This is a genomic window from Micromonospora sp. CNZ285, assembly GCF_004637285.1.
Genome location: NZ_SPQD01000001.1, coordinates 1,096,768 through 1,112,335 on the forward strand (window position 1 = coordinate 1,096,768; position 15,568 = coordinate 1,112,335).

General features: G+C 75.2%; 5 protein-coding genes and 3 pseudogenes. 7 read left to right on the forward strand and 1 reads right to left on the reverse strand.

The genetic code is table 11. The annotated features are described in order from the left end of the window. Positions 1-65: 65 nt before the first annotated feature. Both CLT75_RS04920 and CLT75_RS04925 read left to right on the forward strand, forming a co-directional pair. Positions 66-1,157 (forward strand): LLM class flavin-dependent oxidoreductase, encoded by a 1,092-nt coding sequence (locus CLT75_RS04920; protein ID WP_135239686.1) that lies wholly within the window; start codon positions 66-68, stop codon positions 1,155-1,157. After that, complete coding sequence (locus CLT75_RS04925; RefSeq protein WP_135239687.1) at positions 1,154-2,434, forward strand: cytochrome P450; 1,281 nt, start codon at positions 1,154-1,156, stop codon at positions 2,432-2,434. The genes CLT75_RS04920 and CLT75_RS04925 overlap by 4 nt, the downstream gene beginning before the upstream one ends. Before the next feature lie 9 nt (positions 2,435-2,443). Here CLT75_RS04925 and CLT75_RS04930 read toward each other — a convergent pair whose 3' ends face one another. Continuing rightward, positions 2,444-3,646: a cytochrome P450 gene (locus tag CLT75_RS04930; protein WP_135239688.1), complete on the reverse strand. Its 1,203-nt coding sequence runs from the start codon at positions 3,644-3,646 to the stop codon at positions 2,444-2,446. Between the two features lie 190 nt (positions 3,647-3,836). On the opposite strand from CLT75_RS04930, the gene CLT75_RS04935 reads away from it, so the two are divergent. The 5 genes and pseudogenes from CLT75_RS04935 to CLT75_RS33040 form a co-directional block, all read left to right on the forward strand. Next, positions 3,837-4,826, forward strand: coding sequence for a ParB/RepB/Spo0J family partition protein (locus CLT75_RS04935; RefSeq protein WP_209310266.1), 990 nt, complete (start codon positions 3,837-3,839; stop codon positions 4,824-4,826). A 27-nt stretch (positions 4,827-4,853) separates the two neighbouring features. After that, positions 4,854-11,432: a non-ribosomal peptide synthetase gene (locus CLT75_RS04940; protein WP_135239689.1), complete on the forward strand. Its 6,579-nt coding sequence runs from the start codon at positions 4,854-4,856 to the stop codon at positions 11,430-11,432. Then, positions 11,429-12,895 (forward strand): annotated as a pseudogene (locus CLT75_RS33030) (condensation domain-containing protein); the annotation flags it as partial. The gene CLT75_RS04940 and the pseudogene CLT75_RS33030, both read left to right, overlap by 4 nt. Positions 12,896-13,096: 201 nt before the next feature. Next, positions 13,097-14,227, forward strand: a pseudogene (locus CLT75_RS33035) (amino acid adenylation domain-containing protein); the annotation flags it as partial. A gap of 723 nt (positions 14,228-14,950) precedes the next feature. After that, positions 14,951-15,418 (forward strand): annotated as a pseudogene (locus CLT75_RS33040) (class I SAM-dependent methyltransferase); the annotation flags it as partial. Positions 15,419-15,568: the final 150 nt, after the last annotated feature.

The window sequence follows — 15,568 nt, forward strand, 5'->3', positions numbered from 1 at the left end:
TCCTTTGTCGACTCTCGTATGTGTGGAGTCGTAACGTGTGCCCGGCCCGGTGAAGGGACGATCGGATGACACTGCACCTGCACTGGTTCCTGCCGTCGCACAGTGACGGGCGGGACATCGGCTGGCGTCCGCGGGGTGCCGGCGCGCGGCGCACGGTACGCCGGGAGCCCGACCTCGCCTACCTCGCCCAGGTCGCGCTCGCCGCGGAGCGGCTCGGCTTCGAGGGCATGCTGATCCCGGTCGGGATGTTCTGCGAGGATCCCTGGCTGGTCTCGGCCGCGCTGGCCGGGCGTACCGAGCGGATCCGGTTCATGATCGCGCTGCGGCCCGGGCTGATGTCGCCGACGCTGGTGGCGCAGATGGTGGCCACGTTCCAGCGCCTGTCCGGGGACCGGCTCATGCTCAACGTGGTGGTCGGCGGCGACCCGGACGAGCAGCGCCGCTACGGCGACTGGCTGGACCACGGGCAGCGCTACGAGCGCGCCGACGAGTTCCTCACCATCCTGCGCGGGGCGTGGACCGGCGAGCCGGTGGACTTCGAGGGGGCGCACCACCGGGTCCGGGCCGCCCTGGTGACGCGCCCGCCGCGGACCGCGCCGACGGTGTTCGTGGGCGGCTCGTCGGCCGGCGCGCAGGACACCGCGCTGCGCCACGGCGACGTCTATCTGGCCTGGGGGGAGTCGCCGCCGGAGCTTGGGGCGTTGCTCGGCGAGGTACGCGAACGCGCCGGCGGCAAGCTCTCCTGCGGCACCCGCTTCCACGTGATCACCCGGGACACGCCGGAGCAGGCGTGGGCCGAGGCGGACCGGCTGATCGCCGGGATGGACCCGAAGACGGTGGCCGCCGCCCAGGAGCGGTTCCGGCGCAGCGAGTCCGAGGGACAGCGCCGGATGGCCCGGATGAGCGCCGGCGCCGAGGGTCGGCTGGAGGTGTACCCGAACGTCTGGGCCGGGTACGGCCTGCTCCGGCCGGGCGCCGGGGCGGCCCTGGTCGGCAGCCACGAGCAGGTCGCCGACCGGATCGCCGAGCTGCACGGGCTGGGCGTGGAGCACCTGCTGCTGTCCGGCCAGCCGCACCTGGAGGAGGCGTACTGGTTCGGCGAGGGCGTGCTGCCGCTGCTGCGTGAGCGCGGCATCCTGGCGGAGGCCAACGGATGACGGCGGCGGTGAGCCCTGACGCGTCGCCGGAACTGCTCGCCGACCCGGCCACGTACGTGTCCGGACCGCCGTGGCGGGAGTTCGCCAGGCGGCGGGCCGAGGCGCCGGTGGCCTGGGTACGGGAGCCGGCGCTGCGCCGCCGGTCCGGGCGCGCGGGCGACGGACCGGCGGGCGAGGTGCTGCACCGCGGCGACGGGTACTGGGCGGTCACGCGCTACGCCAGCGTGGTGCGGGCCTCCCGCGACCCGGCGTTGTTCTCCTCGGCCACCCGCGGGCCGTTCCTCGCCGACCCGAAGACCCGGGGCGACCTTCAGCGCACCCGCCAGCTGCTGTCCGGCATGGACCCGCCCGGGCACACCCGCCTGCGCCGGGTGCTGACCGCCGCGTTCACGCCGCGCACGGTTCGGGCGCTGCAGGACTCCATCGACGCGCACGCCGCCCGGATCGTGGCGGCGGCGGCCGGCCGGGGTGAGGTCGACGCGGTACGCGACCTGGCCGCCGAGCTGCCCCTGGTGGTCCTCGCCGACCTGCTCGGCATGCCGCCGCAGGACCGGAACCTGATGTTCTCCTGGAGCAACCACCTGGTCGGCTTCGACGATCCGGAGTTCGGTGGCGGCGACGTCCGGACGTTCAAGCGGGCCATGGCCGACGCGTTCGGGTACGCGGCCGACGCCGCCGCCGCGCGCCGCCGCGACCCGGGCGACGACCTGACGAGCGTGCTGGCGACGGCAGAGGTGGACGGCCGGCCGCTGACCGAGCCGGAGCTGTGCGGCCTGTGGCTGCTGCTCGTGGTGGCCGGCAACGAGACCACCCGTCACCTGGTCTCCGGCGCGCTGGAGCTGGCCGCCGACGACCCGGCCGTCCGGGACGCGCTGGCCGACCCGGACGGGGTGCCGGTGGCGGTGGAGGAGCTGCTGCGCTGGGTCACGCCGATCATGCAGTTCCGCCGGACCGCCACCGCCGACACCGAACTGGACGGCCAGCCGATCCGGGCCGGTGACAAGGTGGTCCTGTACTACGCGTCGGCCAACCGGGACGAGGCGGTGTTCGCCGACGCGGACCGCCTGCGGCTGGACCGGGCGCCGAACCCGCATCTGGCCTTCGGCGTGGGCCCGCACTTCTGCCTGGGCGCGCACCTGGCCCGGGCCGAGGCGGTGGCGCTGCTGCGGGCGCTGCGCCCGCACCTGCCGCATCTTCGCCGCGCCGGCCCGACACAGCGGCTGGCCTCGAACTTCATGAACGGGATCAAGTCGTTGCCGGTGCGCCTGGTCCGGTAGCGGGGGTGTTCAACCGGGGAACGCGCCCAGTCGAACACGTGCCGGCAGGTGGTCGTACCCCCGGAAGCTCATGTGCCGGCGGCGTACCGGGACGCCGGCCGGCTCGAAGCCGGCCAGGCCGCGGGCGATCCGGTCGAACACCGCCGCCCCCTCCAGCCGGGCGAGCGTGGCGCCGAGGCAGAAGTGCGGGCCGGCGCTGAAGGAGACGTGCGGGTTCGGGGCCCGGGCGATGTCGAGCTCGTCCGGGTGGGCGAACCGCCTGCCGTCCCGGTTGGCGGCGGCGAGCAGCAGCACGACCAGCCGGTTGGCGTTGATCCGCCGTCCGGACACCTCGATCGGGGCGCGGGTCAGCCGGGCGGTGGCCTGGATCGGCGCGTCGAAGCGCAGGAACTCCTCGACCGCGCTCGGCACCAGCTCCGGCTCGGCCCGGAGCCGGGCAAGGACGTCCGGGCGGGACAGCAGGGCGGCGCAGCCGGTGGCGATGAGGTTGGTGGTGGTGTCGAAGCCGGCGAAGAACAGGAAGATCACGTTGTCCACCAGCGCCTCGGCGGTGATCGCGCCGCCCGGGTCGGCGGTGGCGAGCAGGCCGGCCAGCGGATCGTCGTCGCGGCCCCGGCGCTCGCGCTCGGCCAGCAGGTCCCGCACGTAGGCGCGCAGCCAGGTCACCGCGGCGGCGGTGGCGTCCCGGTCGCCCTCCACCCGGATGCCGGCGCCGAAGGCCCGGGCCAGCGTCATCGCGTACGGGCGCACCAGGTCGCGGTCGGCGACGGGGATGCCGAGCAGTTCGGCGGCGACGGTCACCGGCAGCGGCGCGGCCAGCCCGGTGACCAGGTCGGCGTCCCCGTCCATCGCGGTGAACAGCTCGCCGACCAGCTCGTCGACGCGGCCGCGCAGCCCGGCCACGGCCCGGGGCGCGAGCAGCCGGGACATCGCCCGGCGCAGCACGGTGTGCACTGGGGCGTCCCGGTTGAGCACTGTGGCCCGGAAGAAGCCGGTGACCGGGTCGGGCTCGCCCGAGGCCTGGTACACGACGTCGGGGAACTCGTGGCCGACGCGCGGGTCGGCCAGCAGCGCGGTGACGTCGGCGTGCCCGGTGACCGCCCACACGCCGGGACCGGCGGGCACGACCGGCCCGGCCTCCCGGAGTGCCGCGTAGGCGGGGTAGGGGTCGTCCAGTCCGGCGATCGCGGTCGCGTCGTATCGCACTCGCACGACGGGATCGTAGCGCCGGTGGGACGCTTGAAAGCGAGATAGTGCAGCGACGGCGATCACTGACCTGTCGCGATCCCGGCACGTCTGGGGCGTGTGCTCGGCTTCCCCGTCTGATTAGGATTCGCGTATCACGGCTCTTGCGACGCGACGAGAGACGTAAAAGCTAGATACGACATCCCCTGGAGGCGGCGTGACCAAGGGAGCAGCCATGACGGTGGTGGCGGACCTCGACGAGGAGCCGGCGGGGGCGACCGAGGGCGGGCCGGTGCAACTGCTGCCGATCGCCTGCCTGCGCGCGGCCGACTCGCCCCGGCTGGCCGGGGAGGACGACCTGCACGCGCAGACACTGGCCGAGACGGACGCGCCACTGCCGCCGATCCTGGTCCACCGCGGCACCATGCGCGTGATCGACGGCATGCACCGGCTGCGCGCCGCGGTCCTGCGCGGCGAGACGCAGATCGCCGCCCGCCTGTTCGACGGCACCGTCGAGGCGGCGTTCGTGCTCGCGGTGCAGGCCAACGTCACCCACGGACTGCCGCTGTCGCTCGCCGACCGCGAGGCGGCGGCCCAGCGGATCCTGCGGTCGCACCCGCACTGGTCCGACCGGGCGGTGGCGACCGCGGCCGGGCTCGCGGCGAAGACCGTGGCGAGCATCCGCCGGCAGGACATCGGGGCCCCCGACGTGCACGCCCGGCTCGGCCGCGACGGCCGGCTGCGCCCGGTCAACAGCGCCGAGGGCCGCCGCATCGCCAGCGAGCTGATCAGCCGCAAGCCGGAGGCGTCGCTGCGCGAGATCGCCAAGACCGCCGGCATCTCCCCGGCCACCGCGCGGGACGTACGCGAGCGGATGAAGCGCGGCGACGACCCGCTGCCGCTGCGTCAGCGCGGGGGTGAGCCGCGCCCCGCCCGGGCCGGCCTGAGCCGCCGGCCACCGATGCGGGAGCGCTCGGTCAACCTGCAGAACCTGCGGCACGACCCGTCCGTCCGGTTCACCGAGTCCGGCCGTGCACTGCTGCGCTGGCTCGACAGCCAGGCCACCGGGCCGCAAGGCTACGCGGAGCTGATCGGCACCATCCCGGCGCACTGCACGTACGTGGTCGCCGACATCGCGCGCAGCATCGCCGAGGAGTGGCTCGAGTTCGCGGACCAGCTCAGGCAGCGGGCGAACGAGGCGGCCTGACGTCGCCACCGGTGGGATTGGGGACAAATGGATACGCAGCACGAGCTGACGCTCGACCGGGTCCGCGCCGACATCGGTGCCGCGGTCGGCGACACCGACGCGCTCGACGCCTCGGACGGCGACCTCATCGCCTGCGGCCTCGACTCGCTGAAGGTGATGCGGCTGGCCAGCCGGTGGCGGGCGGCCGGAGTGGACGTCAAGTACGCCGAACTCATGGAACGGCCGACGCTCGCGGGCTGGATGGACCTGCTCACCGCACGCCAGGCGCCCGCACCCGCCACCGCCGCTCCCGCCGCCGCGTCCGGCGCCCCGGCGGACGACCCCGGAGAGCCGTTCGACCTCGCCCCGATGCAGTACGCCTACTGGGTCGGCCGGCACGAACAGCTCGTGCTGGGCGGCGTGGCCACCCACTTCTACGCCGAGTTCGACGGCGCCGCGATCGACACCGCCCGGCTCGACGCCGCCACCCGGGCGCTCATCGCCCGCCACGACATGCTGCGCGTGACGATCCTCGACGACGGCCGGCAGCGGGTCGCCGGCTCCTCGCCGTGGTCCGGCGCCACCGTCCACGACCTGCGCGACCTCGACGGGCCGGCGGTCACCGCGCGGCTGGCGGAGATCCGCGACCGCCTCTCGCACCGGCGCTTCGACATCGCCCGGGGCGAGGTCTTCGACCTGGCCGTCTCGGTGCTGCCCGGCGGCGCCAGCCGGCTGCACCTCAACATCGACATGATCGTCGCGGACGCGCTGAGCTTCCGGATCATCCTCAACGACCTGGCCGAGCTGTACGCCGACCCGGACGCCGCGCTGCCGCCGATCCGCTACAGCTACCGCCGGTACCTCGCCGAGCGCCGCGCCGCACCGGCCCGGGGACGGGAGGCGGCCGTCGCCTACTGGCGCGAACGCCTGCCGGAGATGCCCGCCGCGCCGCAGGTGCCGCTGGCGACCGCGCCCGAGCGCCTGGCGGTCCACCGGGTGGTCCGCCGCTTCCACCGTCTCGACGCGGCCTGGCGCGAACGCCTCGACGAGCGGGCCCGGGCGCACGGCGTCACGTCGTCGATGGTGTTCGCCGCCGCCTTCACCGAGGTGCTGTCCGCGTGGAGCGCCGAGCCCGACTTCCTGCTCAACGTGCCGCTGTTCGACCGGGATCCGCTGCACCCGGACGTGGCGCACCTGGTCGGCGACTTCACCAACCTGCTGATCGTGGCCGTGCACACCGGGGAGGGCACCTTCCTCGACGCCTGCCGCCGGCTGCAGGACCGCGTCCGCGCCGACGCCCTGCACAGCGACTTCTCCGGCCTGGAGGTGCTGCGCGCGCTCTCCGCCGAACGCGGCGCGCAGGCGCTCGCGCCGGTGGTGTTCACCAGCGCGCTCGGCCTCGGCGAGCTGTTCAGCCGCAAGGTACGCGACTGCTTCGGCGACGCCGGCTGGAACATCTCCCAGGCCCCGCAGGTCTGGCTGGACCACCAGGTCACCGAGGACGACGGCGGGCTGCTGCTCAACTGGGACGCCGTCGACGGCCTGATCCCCGCCGACGTGCTCGACGACATGTTCGCCGCGTACCTGTGGCTGCTCGACCGGATCGTCACCGACCCGGTGGCCTGGACCGAGCCGGTGCCGAGCCTGCTGCCGGAGGCCGCCGCCCGCCGCCGGGCGGCGCTGAACGACACCGCCGGCCCGCAGCGACGGACCACGCTCACCGAGGGGTTCCTGGCGCACGCCGCCGCCGAGCCGGACCGGATCGCGCTCGTCGCCGCCGGGGGCGGGGTGCGCTACGGCGACCTCGCCGCGCGGGCCCGGCGGATCGCCGGTCAGCTCGTCGCCGCCGGACTGGACCCGGGCGACACAGTCGCGGTGACCCTGCCGAAGGGGCCGGCGCAGATCGAGGCGGTGCTCGGCGTGCTGTGCGCCGGCGGCGTCTTCGCCCCGGTCGGCGTCGACCTGCCGCCGGTGCGCCGCGCCGCGATCCACCGGGCCGCCGGGGTGCGGATCGTGCTCACCGACACGGCCACCCGGGACCAGCCGATCTGGAGTCACGGGCTGCCGGTGCTCGCCGTCGAGGAGGCCGCCGACGCGCCTCCGCTCGCCGAACTCCGGCCGGCCGGGCCCGACGACCTGGCGTACGTCATCCACACGTCCGGCTCGACGGGCGGCCCGAAGTGCGTGGAGATGACGCACCGGGCGGCGATGAACACCATCGAGGACATCGGCGACAGGTGGGGCATCGGCCCGGACGACCGGGGGCTCGCGCTGTCCGCGCTGGACCACGACTGGTCGGTGTACGACATCTTCGCGTTCCTCACCGCCGGCGCCGCGCTGGTCTGCGTCGACGACACCGCCCGCCGCGACGCCGAGCACTGGCTCGACCTGGTCCGCCGCCACCGCGTCACGGTGTGGACGTCGGTACCGGCGCTGCTCGACATGCTGCTCGTGGCGGCCGAGGGCGAAGCGGCGGAGCAAGCCGGCGACCTGCCGTTGCGGCTGGCCCTCGTCGGTGGCGACTGGGTGGGGCTCGACCTGTACGACCGGCTCACCGCGCGGGCGCCCGGCGCCCGCCTGGTCGCGCTCGGCGGCGCCACCGAGGTCGGCATCCACTCCACCTGGCACGAGGTGACCGAGGTGCCGGCGCACTGGCGGTCGGTGCCGTACGGCGCCCCGCTGCGCAACCAGCTCACCCGCGTGGCCGACGGGCTCGGCCGGGACCGGCCCGACCTCGTGCCCGGCGAGCTGTGGCTCGGCGGCGTCGGCGTCGGGCCGGGCTACCGGGGCGACCCGCAACGCACCGCCGCGCGGTTCGTCGAGCGGGACGGGCAGCGCTGGTACCGCACCGGTGACCTGGCCCGCTTCCACCCCGACGGGCGCCTGGAGTTCCTCGGCCGCCTCGACGGCCAGGTGAAGATCCTGGGACACCGGCTCGACCTCGGCGACGTGGAGGCGGCGCTGCGCGAGCACCCGGGCGTGGCCCGCGCGGTCGCGCTGACCGTACCCGGCGAGGCCGGACCGCGGCTGGTCGCCGCGGTGACCCCGGTGGCCGGCGTGCCCGTCGACGCGCAGACGCTGCGGGCGTACGCCGGGGAGCGGCTGCCGCCGTACATGGTGCCGCACCGCGTCGACGTGCTGGACGCGCTGCCGCTCACCGCGAACGCGAAGATCGACCGGACCGCGCTCGCCGCCCGGTTCACCGACGACACCCGGCCCGCAGCCGAGGCGCCGGGCCGGCTGACCGGCCCGGCCGAACTCGCCGTCGCGGCCGTCTGGGCCGATCTGCTCGGCCGGCCCACCGTCGGCCCCGACGACAGCTTCTTCGCCCTCGGCGGCAACAGCCTGCTCGCCACCCGCCTGGTCACCGCCGTGCGGGCGGCTGGCTTCCCGGGCGCGCGCCTGTCCACGCTGTTCGCCGCGCCGACGCTCCGGGCGTTCGTGGACCGGCTCGGCGAGGCGTCCGCGCCGGTCGCCCCGGCCGCGCCCGCCACCGCCGTGCCGGTCGCGGCCCACCCCGAGCGACGGTACGAGCCGTTCGACGCCACCGAGGTCCAGCGCGCCTACTGGCTGGGCCGGCGTCCCGAGTTCACCCTCGGCGGCGTCGGCTCGCACTGGTACTGGGAGTTCGAGGGCGAGCAGGTCGACCTGGAGCGGTTCGAGGAGGCGTTCAACCGGGTCGTCGCCCGGCACGACATGCTGCGCGCCGTCTTCGACGACGACGCCCGGCAGCGGGTGCTGCCCGAGGTGCCGCGCTACCGGATCACGGTCACCGACGCCGACGGTGACGCGTACCCGATCGCGGTCGAGCGGATGCGCGACGACCTCGCCCACCTGGTGCACGACCCGGCCGCCTGGCCGATGTTCGCGGTCCGCGCGGTCCGCTCGGCGGACCGCACCCGCATCGGCCTCAGCCTCGACTTCCTGGTCCTCGACGCGCTCAGCATCATGATCGTGCTGGCCGACCTGGCCGAGCTGTACGCCGACCCGGCCGCCGCCCTGCCCGAACTGGGGATCACCTTCCGCGACTGCGTGGTGGCCGGGGATCCCGACCCGCAGCGCCGCGAGGCCGCCCGGCGCTACTGGACGCAACGGCTGCCGCACCTGCCGCCCGGCCCGCGGCTCCCGCTGGCCCGCGACCCCCGCCAGGTCGACCGGCCCCGCTTCACCCGTCGGGAGGGACGCCTGAACGACCAGGCGTGGTCGCGCCTGGTCGCGCGGGCCGCCGAGCACGGCGTGACCCCGTCCACTGTGGTCGCCGCCGCGTTCGCGGCCGTCCTCGGGCGGTGGAGCGCCACGCCGGACTTCACGCTGAACCTCACGCTGTTCGACCGGCCCGCCACCCACCCCGACATCCCCCGCATCGTCGGTGACTTCACCTCGCTGCTGCTGGTCGCGAACACGCCCGAACCGGGGGAGAGCTTCGCCGCCGCCGTCCGCCGGCTCCAGGGCCGCGTCTGGGCCGACATCGAGCACAGCTCCTTCTCCGGCATCGCGGTCCTGCAGGAACTGGCCCGGCACACCGGCTCGGCGGAGGTCGCCATGCCTGTGGTGTTCACCAGCACCATCGGCGTCAGCGCCGCCACCGATCGCCCGTTCGGCCTGACCACCCCGTTCGGCCGGTACGTCACCGGACTGTCCCAGACCCCGCAGGTGTGGCTCGACCACCAGGTCACCGAGCACGAGGGCGGGCTGCTGTTCAACTGGGACGCGGTCGAGGAGCTGTTCGCGCCGGGCGTGCTCGACGCGATGTTCGACGCGTACCGCGCGTTGCTGCGCCACCTCGCCACCGCCGGCTGGGACCGGCCCGCGCCGGTGCCGCTGCCGGCCGGGCAGGCGCAGGTGCGGGCCCGGGTCAACGACACCGGCGCACCGGTCACCGACCGGCTGCTGCACGCCGGGTTCGCCGCCGTCGCCCGCGACGACCCCGGCCGTACCGCACTGGCCTGGGGCGACGGCGAGACGCTCAGCTACGGCGAACTCGCCCGGCGGGCCCGCCGCGTCGCCGGCGCGCTCGTCGCCGCCGGCGTGCGGCCCGGCGACAACGTGGCCGTCTCGCTGCCCCGGGGACCGGACCAGGTGGCAGCGGTGCTCGGCGTCCTGCACGCCGGCGCCGCGTACGTCCCGGTCGCCGCCGACCAGCCCGAGCTGCGCCGGGAGCGGATCCACCGGGGCGCCGGGATCCGGGTCGCGCTCACCGCGTCGGCGGTGCCCGACGGCGTGACCGCGCTGCCGATGGCGCGGGCGCTGGCCGCCGCCGAACTCGCCGAACCGGTCACCGTCACGCCCGACCAGCCCGCGTACGTCATCTTCACCTCCGGCTCCACCGGCGAGCCCAAGGGCGTGGTGACCGCGCACGGCGCCGCCTGGAACACGGTCGACGACATCAGCACGCGCTTCGGCGTCGGCCCCGGCGACCGGGTGCTGGCGGTCAGCGCCCTCGACTTCGACCTGTCCGTCTACGACCTGTTCGGCGTCCTCGCGGCCGGCGGGGCCGTGGTGCTCACCGCCGAGGACGAGCGCGCCGACCCGGCCGCCTGGCTGCGCCTGGCCGACACCCACCGGGTCACCGTCTGGAACTCGGCCCCGGCGCTGCTGGACATGCTGCTCACCATGGCGGGCGACCGGCCGCCGCTGCCGCTGCGCCTGGCCCTGGTCTCCGGCGACTGGGTCGGGCTGGACCTGCGGCGGCGCCTCGACGCGGTGACCGCCGGCTGCCGGCTGATCGCCCTCGGCGGCGCCACCGAGGCGGCCATCTGGTCCAACGCGTTCGAGGTGACCGAGGTGCCCCCGGAGTGGACGTCAGTCCCGTACGGCTTCCCGCTGCGCGGCCAGCGCTACCGGGTCGCCGACCCGTCCGGCGCGGACCGGCCCGACTGGGTGCCGGGTGAGCTGTGGATCGGCGGGGCGGGCGTCGCGCTCGGCTACCACGGCGACGAACGCCGCACCGCGCAGCGGTTCGTCCGCCACGACGGCGGCCGCTGGTATCGCACCGGCGACCTGGGCCGCTACTGGCCGGACGGCACGCTGGAGTTCCTCGGCCGCGCCGACCACCAGGTGAAGATCCGTGGCCATCGGGTCGAACTGGGCGAGGTCGAGGCGGCCCTGGAGAGTCACCCGGCGGTGACCCGGGCGGTGGCCGTCGCCCCCGGGGGACGGCAGCGCCGGCTGCTCGCGGCGGTGGTCGCACCAGGCGGCGTCGATCCCGGCGACCTGCGCGCGCACCTGGCCCGCCGGCTGCCCGAGCACATGGTGCCGTCCCGCGTCGAACACCTCGCCGAGCTGCCGCTGACCGCCAACGGCAAGGTCGACCGGGCACGCGTCGAGGCGATCGTCGACCGGCCCGACCACACCGGCGGGGAACGGATCAGCGACCCGGTCGAGGAGGCGGTGGCGCAGCTCTGGACCGACCTGCTCGGCCAGCCGGTCACCGGCCGCCGGGAGAGCTTCTTCGCACTCGGCGGCAACAGCCTGCTCGCCACCCGGCTGGTGGCCGCGTCCCGGGCCCGGTTCGGGGTCGAGCTGTCGCTGCGCCAACTGCTCACCGCGCCGACGGTCGCCGAGCAGGCCGCCCTCGTCGCCGCCCAGTCCACCGTGGAACTCGCCGTCGAGGAGGGTGTGCTGTGACCGCAGCGCTGCGTGCCGACGCCGCCGCGATCCTGGCCGAGCTGGAGGCCGCCGGCGTCCGGCTGTGGGCCGAGGACGCCCGGCTGCGTTTCCGCGCGCCGCAGGGCGTGCTGACCGAGGAACGGCGGGCCCGGCTGCTCGCCGCCAAACCCGAGCTGCTCGCGTACCTCGCCGAGGCCGAGTCGGGACGCATCGAGCCCGAACCGGCGGCCCGCCACGAGCCGTTCCCGCTCACCGACATCCAGGCCGCGTACCTGATGGGCCGGCGCACCGTCTTCGCGTACGGCGGGGTCGGCTGTCACGCCTACGGCGAGGTGCGGCTGCGCGATCTGGACCCGGAGCGGGTCCGCGACGCCTGGCAGGCGCTGGTGGACCGGCACGACATGCTGCGGGCGGTGATCGACGCGAACGGCTCGCAGCGCGTCCTGGCCGAGGTGCCGCCGGTCCGGGTCGCCGCCACCGACCTGCGCGGGCGTCCCGCTGCGGAGGTCGAGGCACACGTCGCGGCCGTCCGGGCCGCCATGGACCACCGCGTCTACGAACCGCACGAGTGGCCGCTGTTCGACCTGGCGGTGACCCGCGCCGACGACGGCGCGCTGCTGCACGTCTCGATCGACTTCCTGATCGCCGACTTCGTCAGCATCCAGCTGTTGCTCACCGAGTTCCAGGAGCACTACACCGATCCGGACCTGGTCCGGCCGCCGCTCGACGTCACGTTCCGCGACTACCTGGCCGCCGAGCGGCGGCTGCGCGGCACCCGCCGCTACGAGCGGGACCAGGCGTACTGGTTCGACCGGATCGACAGCCTGCCGGCCGCGCCGGACCTGCCGGTCCTCGGTGACCAGTCCGCCGGCGACCCGGTCCGGTTCCGGCGCCACGAGCTGCGTCTCGACGGCGCCGGGTACGCCGCGCTGCGCGAGGCCGCAGCCGCGCACGGGCTCAGCCCGACCGCCGCCGCCCTCACCGCGTACGCCGAGGTGATCGGCCGGTGGAGCCGGCGGCGGCGGTTCGTGCTGAACCTGACGATGCTCAACCGGCTGCCGCTGCACCCGCAGGTGGACCGGCTGGTCGGCGACTTCACCTCGGCGGTGCTGCTGGAGGTCGACGGCGCCGAGGGGACCACGCTCGCCGAACGCGGTGGCGCCCTGCAACGGCGGCTCTGGCAGGACCTCGACCACCGGCTGGTCGGCGGCGTCACGGTGCTGCGGGAGCTGGCCCGCCGCCGGGGCGCCGACGCCGCGCTCATGCCCGTGGTGTTCACCAGCGCGCTCGGTCTCGGCGACACCACCGCGCCCGGGCCGGAGGCGGGGGAGACCGGCTACGGCATCAGCCAGACCCCGCAGGTGTGGATCGACTGCCAGGCGCTGGAACGCGGCGACGGCCTGGAACTGCACTGGGACGTCCGGCAGGGGGTGTTCCCGGACGGTGTCGCGGAGGACATGTTCGCCGCGTTCGGCGACCTGGTACGGCGGCTGGCCGGCGACGCGCCGCCCTGGTCGCAGCCGTCCCCGGTGGACCTGCCGGAACGGCAGCGCCGCCGCCGCGCCGAGGTCAACGACACCGCGGCGCCGCTGTCCGGGCGGCTGCTGCACAGCGGCGTGGTCGAGCAGTGCCGGCGCACCCCGGACCGCCCGGCGGTGCTGTCCGGGGAGCGCACGCTCACGTACGGCGAGCTGCTCGGCCGGGCCGGCGCGGTGGCGGCGGCGCTGCGCGAGCGCGGCTGCGCTCCCGGCGACATCGTCGCCATCGTCATGCACACCGGCTGGGAGCAGCCGGTCGCGGCGCTCGGCGCGCTGCTGGCCGGCGGCGTCTACCTGCCGATCGACACCCGCAGCCCGCGGGCGCGACGCGACGCGCTGCTGTCCGGCGCCGGCGCGCGGCACGTCCTGGCCACCGCCGCCACCGCCGACGGTCTCGACGCCCCGATCCTGGTCGAGCGGCTGGACCCGGTGGAGCCCGACGAGCGGCTGCTGACGCCCGCCGCCGGCCCGGAGGACCTGGCCTACGTCATCTACACGTCCGGCTCGACCGGCACACCCAAGGGCGTGATGATCGACCACCGGGGCGCGGTCAACACCGTCGAGGACGTCAACGCCCGCTTCGGCGTCGGGCCGGACGACCGGGTGCTGGCCCTGGCCAGCCTCGCCTTCGACCTGTCCGTGTACGACCTGTTCGGCCCGCTGGCCGTCGGCGGCGCGCTGGTGCTGCCCGACCACGACCGGCGCGCCGACCCGTCGCACTGGGTCGACACGATGCTGCTGCACAGCGTCACGCTGTGGAACTCGGTCCCGGCGCAGATGCAGATGCTCGCCGACTACCTGACCGTGGAGGCCGGCGGCGACCTGCCGTCGCTGCGGCTGGCGCTGCTCAGCGGCGACTGGATCCCGGTCACCCTGCCGGACCAGATCCGCGGTCGGCTGCCCGGGCTGCGGCTGGTCAGTCTCGGCGGCGCGACGGAGGCGTCGATCTGGTCCATCCACCACCCGATCGAGGCGGTCCCGCCGCACTGGCGCAGCATCCCGTACGGCACGCCGCTGACCAACCAGACGTTCCACGTGCTCGACGAGGCCGGCCGCGACTGCCCCGACTGGACGGTGGGGGAGCTGTACATCGGCGGGGTGGGCGTCGCGGCCGGCTACCTCGGCGACCCGGAGCAGACCGCCCGCCGGTTCAGCGTGCACGAGCCCGGCGGCGAGCGCCGGTACCGCACCGGCGACCTCGGCCGCTACCGGCCCGACGGCGTCATCGAGTTCCTCGGCCGGGAGGACGACCAGGTCAAGATCCGCGGCCACCGGATCGAACTGGCCGAGGTCGAGGCGGCGATGCAGTCGCATCCGGCGGTCGGTGCCGCCGTCGCGTTCGTGGAGGGGGAGCCGCCGCTGGACCGGCGCCTCGCCGCCGTGGTCGAGACCGCACACCGGGAGCCGGACCGGGAGGCCGCCGTCCGCGACACCGCCCGGCTCCTCGACGGCGCCCGGCGCCGGCTCGCCGAGGTACGCCGGGAGATGGACGCCGACGCCGCAGTCGCGTTCGCCCGCGAACTGGACCGCACCGCGCTGCTGGCGATGGTGACCACGTTGCGCGGCGCGGGCCTGTTCCACACCGCCGGGTCGGCGCACACGCTGCCGGAGGTGCTCGACGCCGCCCGCGTCGCCCCGAAGCACCACCGGCTGGTCCGGCGCTGGGTCAAGGGCCTGATCGCGGGCGGCATGATGCGCCGCGACGGCGACCGGCTCACCGGCGTACCGCCGGTCACCGCCGACGACGTGGCGGCGGCCTGGGCGCGGGTCGACGAGCTGCTGCCCGGCGGCGGGCACCGGCCCGAACTGGTGGAGTACTTCCGCGCGGCCACCACCCGGCTGCCCGAGCTGCTGCGCGACGACGCCGACCCGATCCAGCTGCTGTTCCCCGAGGGGCGGCTGGACATCCAGGAGTCGGCCTACCAGGGCAACTTCCTCAGCGACACGGTCAACCGGCTGGTCGTCGAGGCGATGTGCACGCTCGCCGCCGACTTCCCGGCCGGGCGGCCGATGCAGGTGCTGGAGGTGGGCGCCGGGGTGGGCGGCACCAGCATCGACCTGATCCCGGCGCTCGCCGCCCATCCGGTGCGCTACCTGTTCACCGACGTCTCCACCTTCTTCCTCAACGCCGCGCAGGAACGCTTCGCCGCGTACCCCTGGGTCGGCTACGGCATCTACGACCTGAACGCCGACTACCGGGCGCAGGGCCTGGAGTCCAACGCGTTCGACGTGATCCTCTGCGCCAACGTGCTGCACTACGCCCGCCACGCCGGCCGGGCCCTGGCACGGTTCAGGGAGATGCTGCGCCCCGGCGGCTGGCTGGTCTTCATCGAGACGACCCGGGACAACTACCAGATCCTCACCTCGATGGAGTTCCTGTTCGACGCCACCGCCGGCGACTTCGAGGACGTACGGGCCGGACAGGACGAGACGTTCATCTCCCGGCCGCAGTGGCAGACGCTGCTCACCGAGGCCGGCGCCTCCACTGTGGTCTGCCTGTCCGACGAGGACGAGGCCCTGGACCGGATCGGCATGCACGTGTTCGCGGTGCGGTTCAAGGCCGACCGGGTGCCGGTCACCCCGGCCGAGATCACCGCGCACCTGGGCGAGCGGCTG